Source organism: Synechococcus sp. BMK-MC-1, assembly GCF_014279955.1.
GTDB lineage: Bacteria > Cyanobacteriota > Cyanobacteriia > PCC-6307 > Cyanobiaceae > Synechococcus_C.
This window is the reverse complement of the sequence record NZ_CP047939.1, coordinates 2,398,681-2,413,137: the sequence shown is the minus strand read 5'-3', so window position 1 is coordinate 2,413,137 and position 14,457 is coordinate 2,398,681. Positions and strand designations below refer to the sequence as shown.

The window sequence follows — 14,457 nt, the reverse complement described above, 5'->3', positions numbered from 1 at the left end:
AAATCGATTCAAGAGGCAGTTTCATGGTCCCGTTCCTGCGTGTCGCAATGGCGTCATGGATGTGCGGGACGGCGCTGTTCAGCGCACTGCCGCTGCGAGCGCAACCGGGCGCTGATCTCAGCAGCCGTCTGCAGCAGGCGCTCAATGCCGACGACAGCAGCAAGCAACTGGAAGCGTTGATGGTTCCAGAGCAAACAAGCGCCTTCGCTGATCGTTTCCGCCGCTTCACCGAACGCTTCCCGGAAACCCGTTGGGCCGTCAGAGCCGGTCAGCCCCTCAACGATGGCCGCCAGACCGTGGAATTCGCCGTGAGCGGCACGCGCCAGCAGGACGGGCTCAGTTATTCCTTTCAGGCCCAACAGACGGTTGCCCTGTCTGTGGAGAACGGGCTGATCGCTGATCAGGAGATCCTCAGCGATCAATCCGTGCTCACCAGTGCCAGCAAGCCCCTGCCGATCTCATTGCTGATCCCAGACACCGTGCTCACCGGCAGCCGCTACGACGTGGATGTGGTGGTGGATCAACCCCTCGGCAAGGCGTTGCTGGCCGGAGGGTTGATCTCCGTGACGCCGCAGCAAGTGCTGGAGCAGAAAAGCCCCGACATCCAGTTGGAACCTCTCGGTGGCGGTGGACTCTTCAAATCTGTTCAGGCTCCCTTCCAACCGGGATCGCAGGTCTGGGCTGCTCTTCTGGTGCATCCCGATGGCATCGTCACGGTGAGCAAGCGGGTGCAGGTGGTCGACGAGCGCAGCAAGCTCAAGCCCTGACCTCACACCCTGGGCAGATGTCTGCGCAGGGCGGACACATCGGCGTCACCCAGGCCTGCGTTCATCAGCGTCTGTTCCTGCGCTTGCACAGCCTGGGTGATCGGTAGGTCCAGGCCGGCCTCGGCTGCGGCTTGAAGAGCGATGCCCAAATCCTTGTGATGGAGAGCCAGCTTGAAGCCGAGGGGGTAGTGATCGCTGAGCATGGCGCTGGAGCGGTGCTCGAGGGCCCAGGATCCGGCGGCACCGTATTGGAGAGCATCCACCACCTGCTGCATCGGCAGCCGCAGGTGCTGCCCGAGGGCGATGGCTTCGGCCACAGCGGCATAGCTGCCGGCCACCAGCACCTGGTTCACCGCTTTCACCTGTTGGCCGCTGCCAACAGGACCGAAGTGGTGAAGGGAGCCGCCGATCGTCTCCAGCACTGGCATGGCGTGGTTCAGATCGGCGTCGCTGCCGCCACAGAGCACGGTGAGCGTGCCGGCTTTGGCTCCTTCCGTTCCTCCGGTCACGGGGGCGTCGAGATAGCGCACGCCACGGTGCGCCAGGCGTCGTGCCATGCGCTGGGATGTGGATGGGCTGATGGTGGAGCAGTCGATCACCAGGCTCCCTTCCGCGAGTGCAGGCCCAGCCCCGTTGTCTCCCCAGAGCACAGCCTCCACGGCGGCGTCATCACTGACGCAGAGCACGAGCGCCTGACAGCCCTGAACAGCATCAGCGGGTGATGCGCAGCAAAGGGTCGCTGCGGCTGGGTCGCCTTGATGCAGGCTCGGATCGTTCTCGGCGCTGCGGCTGCGGGTGTGCACCTGCAATGAATAGCCGGCACGGTGCAGGTTGGCGGCTATCGGCAGGCCAAGGGCACCGAGGCCGACGAACGCGAGTCGACTGGGTGCTTTGAGATCAGATCCGGTCATGGTTCACGCCCATCTCAGTCAGATCCTGGCGAACCGGCCAACCCAGATTTCAGCGGTCCATGCCTAACCCTGAACAGATGCGTGTTTCGTCACTTCGAAGCAACCGCAGGCTTCTGTTGCTTCCCTGCTCCCTGCTGGTTGCGTTGAGTCTTCAGGTCGGTCACGTGCAGGCCGAGCTCAGCCAGCACCCGCCGGGTTGGGAACGGCTTCAACCAGCCCAGCAACGGGAGCTTGCCCAGGTGCGACGACGGTGGGAGCTGGACAGCCACAGCCGCCGGGTGTTCATCCTGCAGATGTCGGAGCGCTGCATCCGTTCTGCGTTCACGGCTGAGGCCTATCGCGCCTGTAAACGCAAGGAACGGCAAGCGACATTCGCGCTGCGCCTGGAAGGTCTGGAGCGCATCAACGCCCTGCGCACGCACTACGGCCTGGCTCCCCTGCTGGATCCGCAACTGGACCTCAGGTCGCCCCAGTTCACAGTGCAACCCATCAAAAAAGCCGCCCCGTCAGGGGCGGCCACAGCATGAGCTCGTGCGCGAATCAGGCAGCGTCGTTGAGGGCGGCCACGCCGGGCAGCACCTTGCCTTCCAGCAGTTCGAGGCTGGCGCCGCCACCGGTGGAGATGTGGGACATCTTTTCGGCCAGACCGGCCTTCTCCACAGCAGCCACGGAGTCACCGCCGCCGATGATCGTGCAGCAGCCCTTGGCGCTGAGTTCCGCCAGGGTGGTGGCGATGGCGTTGGTGCCAGCGGCGAACTTCTCGAATTCGAACACGCCCATGGGGCCGTTCCAGATCACGGTCTGACAATCGGCCAGAGCGGCCTGGAACACCTTCACCGCATCAGGACCGATGTCCAGACCCATCCAGCCGTCGGGGATGGCGGTGACATCAGCCACCTGGCTGTTGGCATCGGGGGCGAAGTTGTCAGCCAGCACCACATCGGTGGGCAGCAGCAGCTCAACGCCCTTGGCCTTGGCCTTGGCTTCCAGCTCCTTGGCCAGTTCCAGCTTGTCCTCTTCCACCAGGCTCTTGCCCACCGAGAGGCCACGGGCTTTGTAGAAGGTGAAGATCATGCCGCCGCCGATCAGCACCTTGTCGCACTTGTCGATTAGGGCCTCGAGCACGCCGATCTTGGAGCTCACCTTGGAGCCACCCACGATGGCGGCGAGGGGACGCTTGGGCTCATCCACAGCACCTTGGAGGTACTGGAGCTCCTTCTCCATCAGGAAGCCGGCCACGGCGGGCTTGAGGAACTTGGTCACGCCCTCGGTGGAGGCGTGGGCGCGGTGGGCGGCGCCGAAGGCGTCGTTCACGTACACCTCGGCCAGACCAGCCAGCTTTTCAGCGAAACCGGCTTCGTTCTTCTCTTCCTCGGCAAAGAAGCGCACGTTCTCGAGCAGCACCACATCGCCATCGGCCATGGCGCCCACCTTGGCTTCAGCATCAGGGCCGATGCAGCTGTCAGTCTTGGCCACGGGCTTGCCCAGCAGTTCGCTCAGGCGGGCGGCCACGGGGGTGAGTCGCATGGCGTCGTTCACCTGACCCTTGGGACGGCCGAAGTGAGCCGACAGGATCACCTTGGCGCCCTTGCCGATCAGGTCGTTGATCGTGGGCAGGGCGGCGCGGATGCGGGTGTCGTCGGTGATCGCACCGGCATCGTTCAGGGGCACATTGAAATCAACCCGCACGAGAACGCGTTTGCCGCTCAGGTCGCCGGCGTTGAGGCTGGCCAGGGAACGCTTCGCCATGGGGTTGTGTCGTGCGGTATGAAAACGGAAGGAGGTTAACCCGAGTTCCCTGCTCTCGGCGCTAGGACTGATAGAGCGCTGTCTACAGGAGGCCGTCGCGATGTTTGAAACCGTTCTGTTCCCGATTGATCAGAGCCGGGAGGCTGCGGAAACCGCCGCGAAGGCCCTTGAGTTGGCCCGCAGTCACAACAGCCGATTGGTGGTGCTGTCGGTGGTGCAGCCCGAGCGGCCGGAGATGCACGACCATCAGGCGGTGGCCACCTTGCTGGCTGAGGCCAGAACCCGTTTCGAACAGGCGGGGGTCGCCTGCGATGTGGTGGAGCGTGAAGGCAAGCCGGCGTTCGTGATCTGCGATGTGGCCGACGAGTTGAATGTGGATGTGATTGTGATGGGAACGCGGGGTGTGAATTTGCAATCTGAAAGCGGCAGCACGGCGTCGCGGGTGATCCAGTTGGCCCCCTGCCCTGTGTTGGTGGTGCCGTGAGTTCACCGCCGATTCAGTGGTACCCGGGCCACATCGCCAAAGCGGAGCAGCAGCTCAAGCGCAATCTCGACAAGGTGGATCTGGTGATCGAGGTGCGCGATGCGCGCATTCCCCTGGCAACGGGGCATCCCCACCTCAATCGTTGGATCAGCGGTAAGCAGCATCTCCTGGTGATCAACCGGCGTGACATGGTCACGCCGGCTGCTCGGGTTGCTTGGGAAGCCTGGTTTAAAGCCCGCGGCCAGCGCACCGTGTGGTGCGATGCCAAGGCCGGCACCGGTGTGAAGCAGGTGCAGCAGGCGGCGATTCGCGCCGGCGATCAGCTCAACGAGCGGCGGCGCAACCGCGGAATGCGCCCCCGGCCGGTGCGGGCCCTCACCTTGGGGTTCCCCAATGTGGGCAAGTCGGCTTTGATCAACCGCTTGGTGAAGCAGAAGGTGGTGGCCAGTGCCCGGCGTGCCGGAGTGACGCGCACCCTGCGCTGGGTGCGTCTTGGCCAAGACCTCGACCTGCTCGATGCGCCCGGGGTGCTGCCGCCGCGGTTGGATGACCAGCAAGCGGCGCTGCATCTGGCGTTGTGTGACGACATCGGCCAGGCCGCTTACGACGGTGAGCTCGTGGCCCAGGCCTTTCTGAATCTTCTGAAGGGATTGCAGCCCCAGGACGCCTCAGGTGTGGTTCTGGCGCTCCTGGAGAGCCGTTACGGCGTTGCCCTCGAAGGGGCCACCCGGGATCCGGCTTTTTGGCTGGAGGCGGTGGCGGAGCGCCACACGTCAGGAGATACCGCGCGGATGGCTCAGCGCTTGCTCGATGATTTCCGGAAATCTGCCCTGGGCAGCATTGCCCTGGAGCTGCCGGCATGAGCCCTGTCTGGCGCAGGCCGCCGCTGCCGGAGGAAACCTTCACGAGCAGTTTCGGTGAAGGGGAAGGCGAGCTGGTGACGCTGATCTACCCCAAACCACTGCCGATGCGCTTGGACCGCTGGTTGGTGAGTCAGCGCAGTGAGCAGAGCCGCGCCCGCATCCAGAAATTCATCGATGCCGGCTATGTGCGGGTGAACGGCAACACCGGCAAAGCCAAAACCCCCCTGCGCCAGGGCGATGAAGTGCAGCTTTGGATGCCTCCACCCGAGCCCCTGCCCTACCTGAAGCCTGAGGCCATGGATCTGGATGTGCTCTTCGAAGACGAGCACTTGATCGTGATCAACAAGCCGGCCGGCCTCACCGTGCACCCAGCCCCCGGCAACAAGGACGGCACCCTGGTGAACGGCCTGTTGCATCACTGCCCCGACTTGCCGGGGATCAGCGGCAAGCTCAGGCCAGGCATCGTGCACCGCCTCGACAAAGACACCACGGGCTGCATCGTGATCGCCAAATCGCAGGAGGCCTTGGTGAAGCTGCAGGTGCAGATCCAAAAGCGCATCGCTTCACGGGAGTACCTGGCCGTGGTGCATGGGGTGCCGGCCGGAGACAGCGGCACGATCGTGGGGGCGATCGGCCGTCATCCCGCCGATCGCAAAAAATATGCGGTGGTCAGTGGCGAGAACGGTCGTTACGCCTGCACCCACTGGAGCTTGCAGGAGCGACTCGGTGATTACTCGTTGCTGCGCTTCAAGCTCGATACGGGCCGCACTCATCAGATCCGCGTGCATTGCGCGCATATGAACCATCCGGTGGTGGGGGACCCCACCTACAGCCGTTGCCGCAAATTGCCGATCGAACTTCCTGGTCAGGCTCTGCATGCGTTTCAGCTGGGGCTGGATCACCCGATCACACGGGAACGGATGCTGTTTGAAGCGCCGCTGCCACCAGTGATGGACAAACTGCTGGCGGTGCTGAGGCGGCGATCGTCGTTCCCGTAAGCGCCATGGTCAATGGATGGCCATGAGTGACTCGTGGCTCATGGCCGCAGCCAGATCCTGCTCAGTTTCGCGTGAGTGCCGTCGTAATAGCTCCTGGCGATCGCGTCATTGATGGCGAGAGCGCGCTGATCTTTGCTGAAGTTTTTTGAGAATGCAAAGGCCATGAACAACGTCATGAGCTTCTCTGAAGCGGCGGAGACCTTCGCTTCCTGCATCAGGGGCAAGGTTGTTTGCATGGTCAGCATGTCGTCGAGGATGGCATCAGCCTGTCCTGTCTTGAGCAGCTGTATGCATGTTTCTGCGACATCGCATTCGATGGTTTTGGCGCCGTTGCTTTTCAGGATTGAGGTTTGGATATAGCCTGGAATCGCTGCGAACGTTGTGTCTTTAAGGGTTTCAAAGTTAATCTCTTCGATCAAGTTTTGTTTTTTGGTCAGTTGTTCGCTGCTGGCAGCTTTGAGGATATAGGAGGCGAAATAGGCTGTTAATAGAACCCTGGCAAACAGTGATGTGATGGAGATGAGGCGTGTTTTTGTGCGTTTTGTGTGGTCTGTAGAGAGCAACAGGGTTTTCTGAAGAATGAGAACTAATTGATGGCGCTTCTGTTTGTCGGCCAGGTCTGGCCGGTGACGCTCCATCATCCAAACAGGCAGCGCAAAGATGCAGGCGATCAGGAGCAAGCCCAGGAAGATCAGGAGCACTTCCCTGGACAACAAAACCCGAAGTAATTTGACGGCTGTTGGTTCCTCGTCGTTAACGGTGTAGATCTTGAGATCACTGCTCGCGGTGGGAAAGGAAAACCGAAAGGCTTTGCTGCGGTTTTCATTGATCAACACGCCTGAGATCGCTAAGTCGGCCTGGTTGCTGCTGATTGCGGCGAGGAGATCTTCAAAGCTGTCGGCTTTGCGGATGCGGTATGGGATCTGCCGGCTTTCAGCAATCATCCGCCACAGATCGATTTCAAAGCCTGCGGGGATCCCCTTCTCGTTGAGTGCGTAGGGAGGGTTCGGGAACCAGATCACATCCACCGGATCGGTGGCCTCAGCCGTGAGGTCCTGGGCTTGGCTGATCGGAATGCAATCAGCTGTCAGAAGGGCGCTGCAAAGTGCCCCAATCGTCAGACGGACACTCCGGCTGAGCATGGGATGCATGAAGCGCTCGTCCAGGGAACATCAGTCAAGTCCATGCCGCTGCCCCTCCCCATTCCGCGCTTGGGCTCAGACCACCACCAGCTCGCTGTTCACCGCCAGCAGCATGTCAGGGGTCAGGGCACCCTCGCTCTCGCTTGCGTCTACCGATTGAGCGTTGAAGCCCACGCGGATGGTTGCTCCGGCCTCGATGGACTGTCCCCAGTCAGCACCCGTGAGCTGGTAGCGGTACAGACCATCGGCCAGTGTCTCGGTCTCGATCGTCGTGCCCCAGCTCTCTCCAGTGAATTGATGGGGGCTGATGAAGTTCAGTCTCCAGTTGTTTGTGCGTTGGTCGCCCACGTTGGTCAGCGCCAGTGAGGCCGTCAGGCCTCCCCACCAGCGATCTCCGCTGATCTCCACAGCGAGCGATTCACCGGTGATTGGATCGTCGGTTGTGGACCCTGTCTCCGCTGAGGCAGAGGGCGTGCTCGCAACAGGTGGCGTCGCGTTCGCCCCAGCCCCGTTCGGTACCCCCAGGCTCTCCAGCTGACTGCTGAGCGGGTCTCCCAGCGTCACGATCGACTGAAAGTAGTTGCTCACGGTGTCATCGCTCACCTCCAACGCAGGCCACTGCGGGTAGTCGAAGGTGTCATTCATGAACGGTTGGTTTTGATCCCAGCCCAGCACCGTGAGGTGGTTGATGTCGTGGTTGATCGCCACGCCTTCGATGCTGAGGAACCCATGGGTGCGGCCGTGCATCCAGCCGCCGTAGTGGGGCTCCATCTTCAGGGTGTTGGTGAAGGTGTCCACGAGCGCATTGCTGCGCAGATAGCTGGCGAAGCCCTCATGGCCGAAGGTTTCAACCATCGCCATCACCGCATCGGTGTCGCCTTGGCGGGCGGTGCGTTGAATGTCCGCCAGGATCTGCGGGTTGTAGGTCTCATCGGCGATCCAGCCCACCTTCGCTGCCTGCATCGCATACCAGAGGCCAACCCCTTTTGTGTCATCGCCCCAGGCCTGCGTGTTGTTGGTCAAACCCTGGGCATAAGCCCACTTACCAACGGCCTCAATCTCAACAGCATCTAAGCCAGCAAAGGCGCGTAAGCCGTTGTAGGCCTCCATCGCTTCAGTGGTGATCGCCGTGCGGCCCCCCACCAGTTCGTTGTGCTCGGAGTTGTGGTTGGCGCCATGGAAGCTCCCCCAGGTGGTGATGTCGGTGTAAGAGCCAGTCATGGTGCTGTGGCCATGGGACGGTGAGGCCTGTTCAGCAGGGTGTTCAGCAGGGCGTTCAGCGGTGTGTTCAGCAGCGTGGTTGTGGGCGTCGGCGTCGGTCATCATCGATTCGCCCAGTGGTCTTTCCGTCATCAGCATGGCTTCGCTCAAGGCGCCATCTCTGCCGAGATCGACGCCCTGACGGCCATTGAATCCCACGCGAATCTCCCCTCCGGCGGGAATGCTCTGTCCCCAGGAGGTTCCTCTGAGTGTGTAGAGGCTGAGGCCTTCTCCCAGGGGTTCACGGGTGATCTCCACTCCCCAGGCCTCAGGGTCCAGGTCATGGGCACTGACGAAACTGGTGCTCCAGCTCTCCAGCGGCTGGTCCGAGGCATTGCGTACGGCGACTTCGGCGGTGAAACCACCCCACCAGAGCTCTCCATTGACGGAGATCTGCAGGGTGTTGGAGGGAGTCATGGGTTGAACGGGGAGGCAACCGTTTCAGTGCAGCGAGAAGAGATGCAGCAAATGCAACCGGCCGCCACCTTTGTGTGACCAGAAGCAATGTTGATGCGCACTGAATACGGTCTTTCGGCTTACCCATTCAGATCAGAAAGGCCGTGATTCACCATCCTCCAAACGGGGGGTTTGCACACCGGCCGTTTGGTTTAAGGCAACAGCCCTCGCCGCAAGGCCGATGACACCGCGCTGGCGCGATTGTTCACGTCCAGTCGCAGCATGATCTCGCTCAGGTGATCTCTCACGGTGTTGCTTGAAATCTGCAGCTGTTGCGCGATCACCCGATTGCTAAGACCTTCTGCAACGAGAGCAAGAATCTCGAGTTGCCGGCCTGAAAGAGTCTTGTTGCTGGTATTCGGCGCTTCATTGTCGGCTTGCAGCCTTGGATCTTCGTAGCGCGAACCCTCCTGAAGGGCAGCCAGAGCCTGAATCAGTGCACCTGAACGCTTCTCCACACTGCGCTCATCCAGAAGAGCATCAACACCAAGCTGGCGGGCGATCTTCAGGGTTTCAGCGCTGGGCCGGTTCAGCAGCAGCAAACTGCGATGGCTGGGGATGAGCCGTCGACAGTCGCTGAGCAGCGTCAGTCCCGAGCTGTCGCTCAAGCGCTCGGACACCAGAAGCCAAGGAACCGTGGTCATGGTGTGGAGGTGGCCCAGAGCGTCGGATCTGCTCTCAACAAACACCCGTTGCCGCCGGCTGTGTATTCCAGCCAGGCGTGCCATCTGTTTCACGGCGAATAGATGGGGGTACAGGCAGATCAAAAGATCCTGATCTGCGATCAATGCCCGGATCGAACGCACACGCTCCAGATCACTCGCTACAGATGCGCTATCGGCCATGACGTCAGACCGGCAGCCGCGGACAGGCATCCACCAGGATTTTTGTGATGTCCGCTTGGGGGGTGCTCAGCAGCTGATCCCCTGGACCGCTCTCGACGATGTGGCCGCGATCCAGAACGATCAGGCGGTGACAGAAGCCGCTGGCCACCGAGAGGTCGTGAGTGACAAAGATCATCGCCAGTCCCAGCTCCTGCTGCAGTTGACGGAGCAGAGCCAGCACGTCGGCTTGGATTTCTGCATCCAGCATGCTGACGCTCTCATCGCAGATCAGCACCTTTGGGTCCAGGGCGAGCGCCCTGGCAATGGCCACCCGTTGCTGCTGGCCCCCAGACAGCTGGCGAGGCAGGCGGTTCTGAAAACGTTCCGCTGGTCCTAAACCCACCCGTTCCAGAAGCTCTCGGGCTCGTTCTCTCGCGGAGGCTCGGGACGCCAAGCCATGAATCAGCAGAGGGTCGGCGATGGCATCCGCCACGGTCATGGCGGGATTGAGGCAGGCCAGGGGGTCCTGAAACACCATCTGGATCGAGCGACGCATCGCTGTCGCCTCCCGTCCGCGGGACTGCAACAGGTCGCGTTCGAACAGCTGGACCCGTCCGCCGCGAATGGGTGTCAACCCCATCAGAGCGCGGCAGAGCGTGCTTTTGCCGCAGCCTGATCCGCCCACCACGCCCAGGGTTTCTCCCGCTTGCAGCTGAAAGCTGACCCCATCAACCGCCTTCAACCAGTTGGGGGCCCAGGGCGGTCCCCCCAGGTTGTGCCAACAGCGCAGCTCCTGCACGTCCAGCACGGTGGTGGCTGCAGGGGCTGCCGGGGTTGTGCCCCCCTCCCGGGCTCGGGCCGCTGCCAGCAGTCGCTGCCCCACCCGCGAACTTGGGTAGGTGAGCACCACATCGCTGCGATTGATTTCCGCCACCTGGCCTCCGTCCAGCACCGCCATGCGTTCACACCAGCGGTGGGCCATGGCCAGGTCGTGGGTGATCAACAGCAGGGCGCTGCCGAGGTCGTCACAGAGGTCGCGCAGGGCAGCCATCACCTGACCGGCCACCGCCACATCCAAACTGGTGGTGGGTTCATCAGCGATCACCAGGGGTGGGCGCAGAACGATGGCCAAGGCGATGGCGAGGCGCTGGCGCATGCCGCCGCTGAATTCATGGGGATAGGCCTTGAAACGTTCAGCACCGATGCCCACCTGTTCCAGCAGCGCTTCCGCCCGTTGCCGCCTCGATAGAGCATCCATGTCCGGCCGGTGGGCCCGCAGGGTGTCCAGCAGATGCCCCCCCACTGTCATCAGAGGGTTGAGCCGGGTCATCGGGTCCTGGAACACCAGGCCAACCGAGTCTCCCCGAAGGGCACGCAGATCAGGGATCGCCAGGTGGCGCGGATCACGGCCATTGAGCGAGAGACCTCCTTCGCAGCGGCTTCCCTGGGGCAACAGCTGGAGGGCTGCGCGGGCAACGGTGCTTTTACCGCAGCCTGAAGGGCCCACCAGCGCCAGACGCTCGCCGGCTTCCAGGCGGAGATCCAAGCCGTCGAGGGTCCAGGCGGAACTGCCCGGATAACGCAGGCGCAGTTGCTGGAGTTCCAGAACGGCCCCAGGTGCGTCGGTCATGGCAGAAGGAGGCGCTGGGGCTGATGGCTACATACCATGGATTCATCTGCCAGGACGGATGCTCAACGCCACCTCCGCACCGGATGTTCAGCCGATCGACCCACGACCGGCTCACCCCGCTTGCGGTTTGGTGGCGTTACGCGACCGTCAGATCCGCTCTCCCGACGATTACGGCATCGAGCTGCCGCACTGGCTGCGTGAATGCATCAATCACGTTCCCCCGGGAATCGGCCATAGCTGCCCCACCGATTCCGAAGCCCTGCTGGCTGCGGCCTTTGATTTCGCGTTCCAGCTTCACGAAGGGCAGTTCCGCGCCAGTGGCGATCCCTACATCGTTCACCCTGTGGCGGTGGCTGATCTGCTGCGCGACATCGGCGCCAGCGCCAGTGTGATCGCGGCTGGCTTCCTCCACGATGTGGTGGAAGACACTGATGTGACTCCAGAGCAACTGGAAAGTCATTTCGGCCCGGAAGTGAGGGAGCTGGTGGAGGGCGTCACCAAGCTTGGAGGCTTGCATTTCACCAATCGCACCGAAGCTCAGGCGGAGAACCTGCGCAAGATGTTTCTGGCCATGGCCAGCGACATCCGCGTTGTGCTGGTGAAACTGGCGGACCGACTCCACAACATGCGCACCCTCGGGGCCTTGCGTGAGGAGAAGCGTCAGCGCATCGCCCGTGAAACCCGCGAGATCTATGCACCCCTCGCCAATCGCCTCGGGATCGGCCGCTTCAAGTGGGAGCTGGAGGACCTTTCGTTCAAGCTGCTCGAGCCGGAGGCTTTCCGGGAGATGCAGCAGGAGGTGGCCACCAAACGCAGCGAGCGGGAGGAGCGTCTTGGGGTCACTGTGCAGCTGCTCCGTGATCGGCTGGCGGCGGCAGGTCTTGAGAACTGCGAGGTGAATGGACGCCCCAAACATCTCTATGGCATCTGGAGCAAGATGCAACGTCAGCAGAAAGCCTTCCACGAGATCTACGACGTGGCGGCCCTGCGCATCCTCACTCCAAGCGTGGAAGCCTGTTATCGGGCCCTGGCCGTGGTGCACGACACCTTCCGGCCGATTCCCGGCCGGTTCAAGGACTACATCGGCTTGCCCAAGCCCAACGGCTACCAATCGCTGCATACGGCGGTGATTGGTCGGCATCGGCCGATCGAGGTGCAGATCCGCACCCTGGAGATGCACCAGGTGTCGGAGTTCGGGATTGCCGCCCACTGGAAATACAAGGAAGGAGGTTCACCCGCCGCGGGGGGCGACACCGAACGCTTCAACTGGCTCAGGCAGCTGGTCGATTGGCAGCAGGAGGGCGGCTCTGATGATCACAACGATTATCTCGCGTCGATTAAGGAAGATCTCTTCGATGAGGAGGTGTTCGTGTTCACTCCCAAAGGTGATGTTGTCGGTTTGAGGAAGGGGTCAACGGCTGTGGACTTTGCCTATCGCATCCACTCCGAGGTTGGTAATCATTGCCACGGCGTCAGGATCAATGATCGTCTCTGTCCGCTGTCCACACCGCTGCAGAACGGCGACTTCATCAACATCCTCACGAGCAAAACCGCTCACCCCAGCCTCGATTGGCTCAATTTCGTGGCCACGCCAACAGCACGGAATCGCATCCGTCAGTGGTACAAACGCAGCCATCGCGATGAAACGATTCAACGCGGCAAGGAACTGCTCGAGCGCGAGTTGGGGCGCAGCGGTTTTGACGCATTGCTCAACAGCGAAGCGATGACCCGGGTGTCTGAGCGTTGCAACCTGCATTGCACCGATGATCTGCTTGCGGCTCTCGGTTTCGGTGCGCTCACCCTTCATCAGGTGCTCAACCGGCTGCGGGAAGAAATCCGTTTGCAATCCGACGCGGCGGTCAAGCCCCTCAGCAATGAAGATGTGGCGCGCAAGCTGGTGGCGCAGGCCGAATCAGCGCCAGCTCGGCAGGATCCAGGAGACACCGTGCCGATTCTCGGTATGGAGGGGCTGGATTACCGCCTGGGCGGTTGCTGTAGCCCACTTCCCGGCGAAGCCATTGTGGGCACGGTGGCACTCGGCAACCATGGCATCACCATTCACAGGCAAGAGTGCGCGAATGTGGAGTCGATCCCGAGCGAACGGCGCTTGCCGGTGCGCTGGAATCAGGCGAACGCCGGTAGCGGTCAGCGTTTTCCCGTGCAGCTGCGCATCGAAGTGATCGATCGGGTGGGCATTCTCAAAGACATCCTGATGCGCCTCTCGGATGGATCGATCAACGTCAGTGACGCCCGCGTGAAAACGGCGTTCGGACAACCGGCCCGCATTGACCTGCGCGTGGAGCTGGCCAGTGCAGATCTGCTGCAGCGCACCATGGATCAAATCCGTTCGATGGCGGATGTTCTCGATATCGCCCGGACGGGTCAGAGCTGAGTCGTTGTCTCAGCAACGCGCGTGGAGTGCCTTGATCAGTGTTGGAACGGCATCGCGCTGGCCCTGCAGCGTGAAGGCTTCCCGTTCCAGCACACGGTTGCCGTGGTGGTAGCTGCGCAAGAGGATGGCGCTGATTTCCCTTTCCACCACAGGGTTCAATTGGGCTGACCAGCCAAGCGGGGTGAGCTTTCCGGTGGGGCAACTCTGGGCGGCATGCACAGCCTCATGCACCAGGGTCTGGCGCACAATGCCCAAGGGAATGGTGAGGGGTGAGATCCACAGCCTTTTGCTTTTGGCCTCAAACAGGCCGTAAGCCCCCCGTGCTGGAGGCAGGGCGATGCGCAGGCTGAATCCCTTGCTCTGCAAGGCTTGCACCAGAGGTTGTAGATCGGCGGGAAGTCGGCTGAGCGGTTGGGGAGCCAGCGTTGAGGCGATCAGGGCCGCAGGCAGCACGGCGTCCACGGTCATGGCTTTGCGCGCTGCAGCCAGCGAATGCTCAACCACCACCCCAGTGCGGCGCAGACCGCACCGGTGATGGCCGAGCCCAGCAGCAGCCGGGTGAGAACGCTCCAGCCCACATCGCTGAAGCCTTCTTGGCGCACCGCGTCGAACCCTGGCCAGGGGCGCCCCGGACCCAGCACCAGCGATCCCACTCTGAAGTTGAACCAGTAAAGGGGCACGTAGGTGAAAGGATTGCTGATCCAGGTGCCCGCTGCGGCCAGAAGGTGATTGCCGCGCACCACACTGGCCAGGGCGATGCCCAGAAGAGTCTGGAAGCCAAAGATCGGAAAGCAGCCGCAGAAGATCCCCGCAGCCAGTCCGCGGGCGCGCTGGCCGGGTGTGCCCTCCTGTTGCCACAGCCACTGCAGGGCATCTTGCACGCGTTGGCGTGCCTCCATCAGCATCCGGCCCATGGGAGTTGGCTGCGGCCCCTGCACCGCGAAGGAGAGTGTGATCGTAGGAAGGAGCGCAGGGGCTGGT

General features: G+C 62.1%; 14 protein-coding genes. 6 read left to right on the top strand and 8 right to left on the bottom strand.

Annotation, left to right across the window (positions count from 1 at the left end; all coding sequences use genetic code 11):
* Positions 1 to 23 precede the first annotated feature (23 nt).
* Positions 24 to 767 (top strand): hypothetical protein, encoded by a 744-nt coding sequence (locus tag SynBMKMC1_RS13555; RefSeq protein ID WP_255486215.1) that lies wholly within the window; start codon positions 24 to 26, stop codon positions 765 to 767.
* Positions 768 to 769: 2 nt separating this feature from the next.
* Here the strand turns inward: SynBMKMC1_RS13555 and SynBMKMC1_RS13550 are convergent, their stop codons facing one another.
* On the bottom strand, positions 770 to 1,678 hold the full coding sequence (locus tag SynBMKMC1_RS13550) for an NAD(P)-dependent oxidoreductase (protein WP_186472110.1): 909 nt from the start codon (positions 1,676 to 1,678) through the stop codon (positions 770 to 772).
* A 77-nt stretch (positions 1,679 to 1,755) separates the two neighbouring features.
* Between SynBMKMC1_RS13550 and SynBMKMC1_RS13545 the strand changes: the two genes are divergently transcribed.
* Positions 1,756 to 2,205 (top strand): hypothetical protein, encoded by a 450-nt coding sequence (locus SynBMKMC1_RS13545; protein ID WP_186472109.1) that lies wholly within the window; start codon positions 1,756 to 1,758, stop codon positions 2,203 to 2,205.
* Between the two features lie 13 nt (positions 2,206 to 2,218).
* On the opposite strand, the gene pgk is transcribed toward SynBMKMC1_RS13545, so the two are convergent.
* Positions 2,219 to 3,427: a phosphoglycerate kinase gene (gene pgk / locus SynBMKMC1_RS13540; protein WP_186472108.1), complete on the bottom strand. Its 1,209-nt coding sequence runs from the start codon at positions 3,425 to 3,427 to the stop codon at positions 2,219 to 2,221.
* A gap of 100 nt (positions 3,428 to 3,527) precedes the next feature.
* On the opposite strand from pgk, the gene SynBMKMC1_RS13535 reads away from it, so the two are divergent.
* From SynBMKMC1_RS13535 to SynBMKMC1_RS13525, 3 genes are read left to right on the top strand one after another with little or no spacing between them, the layout of a single operon-like run.
* Complete coding sequence (locus tag SynBMKMC1_RS13535; protein ID WP_011934237.1) at positions 3,528 to 3,911, top strand: universal stress protein; 384 nt, start codon at positions 3,528 to 3,530, stop codon at positions 3,909 to 3,911.
* Positions 3,908 to 4,774 (top strand): ribosome biogenesis GTPase YlqF, encoded by an 867-nt coding sequence (ylqF, locus tag SynBMKMC1_RS13530; protein ID WP_186472107.1) that lies wholly within the window; start codon positions 3,908 to 3,910, stop codon positions 4,772 to 4,774. The genes SynBMKMC1_RS13535 and ylqF overlap by 4 nt, the downstream gene beginning before the upstream one ends.
* Positions 4,771 to 5,772, top strand: coding sequence for an RluA family pseudouridine synthase (locus SynBMKMC1_RS13525; RefSeq protein ID WP_011934235.1), 1,002 nt, complete (start codon positions 4,771 to 4,773; stop codon positions 5,770 to 5,772). Before ylqF ends, SynBMKMC1_RS13525 begins: the two co-directional genes overlap by 4 nt.
* A 38-nt stretch (positions 5,773 to 5,810) precedes the next feature.
* Here the strand turns inward: SynBMKMC1_RS13525 and SynBMKMC1_RS13520 are convergent, their stop codons facing one another.
* The 4 genes from SynBMKMC1_RS13520 to SynBMKMC1_RS13505 form a co-directional block, all read right to left on the bottom strand.
* Positions 5,811 to 6,800 carry a transporter substrate-binding domain-containing protein gene (locus SynBMKMC1_RS13520; protein ID WP_186472106.1) on the bottom strand — a complete coding sequence of 330 codons (990 nt, stop codon included), beginning with the start codon at positions 6,798 to 6,800 and terminating at the stop codon, positions 5,811 to 5,813.
* Between the two features lie 189 nt (positions 6,801 to 6,989).
* The gene (locus tag SynBMKMC1_RS13515; protein ID WP_186472105.1) at positions 6,990 to 8,591 is read right to left on the bottom strand and encodes a cellulose binding domain-containing protein; all 1,602 of its coding nucleotides are present in this window, start codon (positions 8,589 to 8,591) and stop codon (positions 6,990 to 6,992) included.
* A gap of 191 nt (positions 8,592 to 8,782) precedes the next feature.
* Positions 8,783 to 9,475 (bottom strand): response regulator transcription factor, encoded by a 693-nt coding sequence (locus SynBMKMC1_RS13510; protein ID WP_186472104.1) that lies wholly within the window; start codon positions 9,473 to 9,475, stop codon positions 8,783 to 8,785.
* Between the two features lie 4 nt (positions 9,476 to 9,479).
* Positions 9,480 to 11,084 carry an ABC transporter ATP-binding protein gene (locus SynBMKMC1_RS13505; RefSeq protein WP_186472103.1) on the bottom strand — a complete coding sequence of 535 codons (1,605 nt, stop codon included), beginning with the start codon at positions 11,082 to 11,084 and terminating at the stop codon, positions 9,480 to 9,482.
* Between the two features lie 58 nt (positions 11,085 to 11,142).
* Here SynBMKMC1_RS13505 and SynBMKMC1_RS13500 point away from each other — a divergent pair, with 58 nt between their 5' ends.
* Complete coding sequence (locus SynBMKMC1_RS13500) at positions 11,143 to 13,476, top strand: bifunctional (p)ppGpp synthetase/guanosine-3',5'-bis(diphosphate) 3'-pyrophosphohydrolase (protein WP_186472102.1); 2,334 nt, start codon at positions 11,143 to 11,145, stop codon at positions 13,474 to 13,476.
* Between the two features lie 9 nt (positions 13,477 to 13,485).
* Here SynBMKMC1_RS13500 and SynBMKMC1_RS13495 read toward each other — a convergent pair whose 3' ends face one another.
* On the bottom strand, positions 13,486 to 13,944 hold the full coding sequence (locus tag SynBMKMC1_RS13495) for a hypothetical protein (protein WP_186472101.1): 459 nt from the start codon (positions 13,942 to 13,944) through the stop codon (positions 13,486 to 13,488).
* Positions 13,941 to 14,390: a DUF2062 domain-containing protein gene (locus SynBMKMC1_RS13490; protein WP_011934228.1), complete on the bottom strand. Its 450-nt coding sequence runs from the start codon at positions 14,388 to 14,390 to the stop codon at positions 13,941 to 13,943. The genes SynBMKMC1_RS13495 and SynBMKMC1_RS13490 overlap by 4 nt, the downstream gene beginning before the upstream one ends.
* Positions 14,391 to 14,457: the final 67 nt, after the last annotated feature.

Coding starts and splice junctions, on each gene's coding strand:
- SynBMKMC1_RS13555 (WP_255486215.1), top strand. CDS start 24: ATGGTCCCGTTCCTGCGTGTCGCAATGGCGTCATGGATGTGCGGGACG.
- SynBMKMC1_RS13550 (WP_186472110.1), bottom strand. CDS start 1,678: ATGACCGGATCTGATCTCAAAGCACCCAGTCGACTCGCGTTCGTCGGC.
- SynBMKMC1_RS13545 (WP_186472109.1), top strand. CDS start 1,756: ATGCGTGTTTCGTCACTTCGAAGCAACCGCAGGCTTCTGTTGCTTCCC.
- pgk (WP_186472108.1), bottom strand. CDS start 3,427: ATGGCGAAGCGTTCCCTGGCCAGCCTCAACGCCGGCGACCTGAGCGGC.
- SynBMKMC1_RS13535 (WP_011934237.1), top strand. CDS start 3,528: ATGTTTGAAACCGTTCTGTTCCCGATTGATCAGAGCCGGGAGGCTGCG.
- SynBMKMC1_RS13525 (WP_011934235.1), top strand. CDS start 4,771: ATGAGCCCTGTCTGGCGCAGGCCGCCGCTGCCGGAGGAAACCTTCACG.
- SynBMKMC1_RS13515 (WP_186472105.1), bottom strand. CDS start 8,591: ATGACTCCCTCCAACACCCTGCAGATCTCCGTCAATGGAGAGCTCTGG.
- SynBMKMC1_RS13510 (WP_186472104.1), bottom strand. CDS start 9,475: ATGGCCGATAGCGCATCTGTAGCGAGTGATCTGGAGCGTGTGCGTTCG.
- SynBMKMC1_RS13505 (WP_186472103.1), bottom strand. CDS start 11,084: ATGACCGACGCACCTGGGGCCGTTCTGGAACTCCAGCAACTGCGCCTG.
- SynBMKMC1_RS13500 (WP_186472102.1), top strand. CDS start 11,143: ATGCTCAACGCCACCTCCGCACCGGATGTTCAGCCGATCGACCCACGA.
- SynBMKMC1_RS13495 (WP_186472101.1), bottom strand. CDS start 13,944: ATGACCGTGGACGCCGTGCTGCCTGCGGCCCTGATCGCCTCAACGCTG.
- SynBMKMC1_RS13490 (WP_011934228.1), bottom strand. CDS start 14,390: ATGGGCCGGATGCTGATGGAGGCACGCCAACGCGTGCAAGATGCCCTG.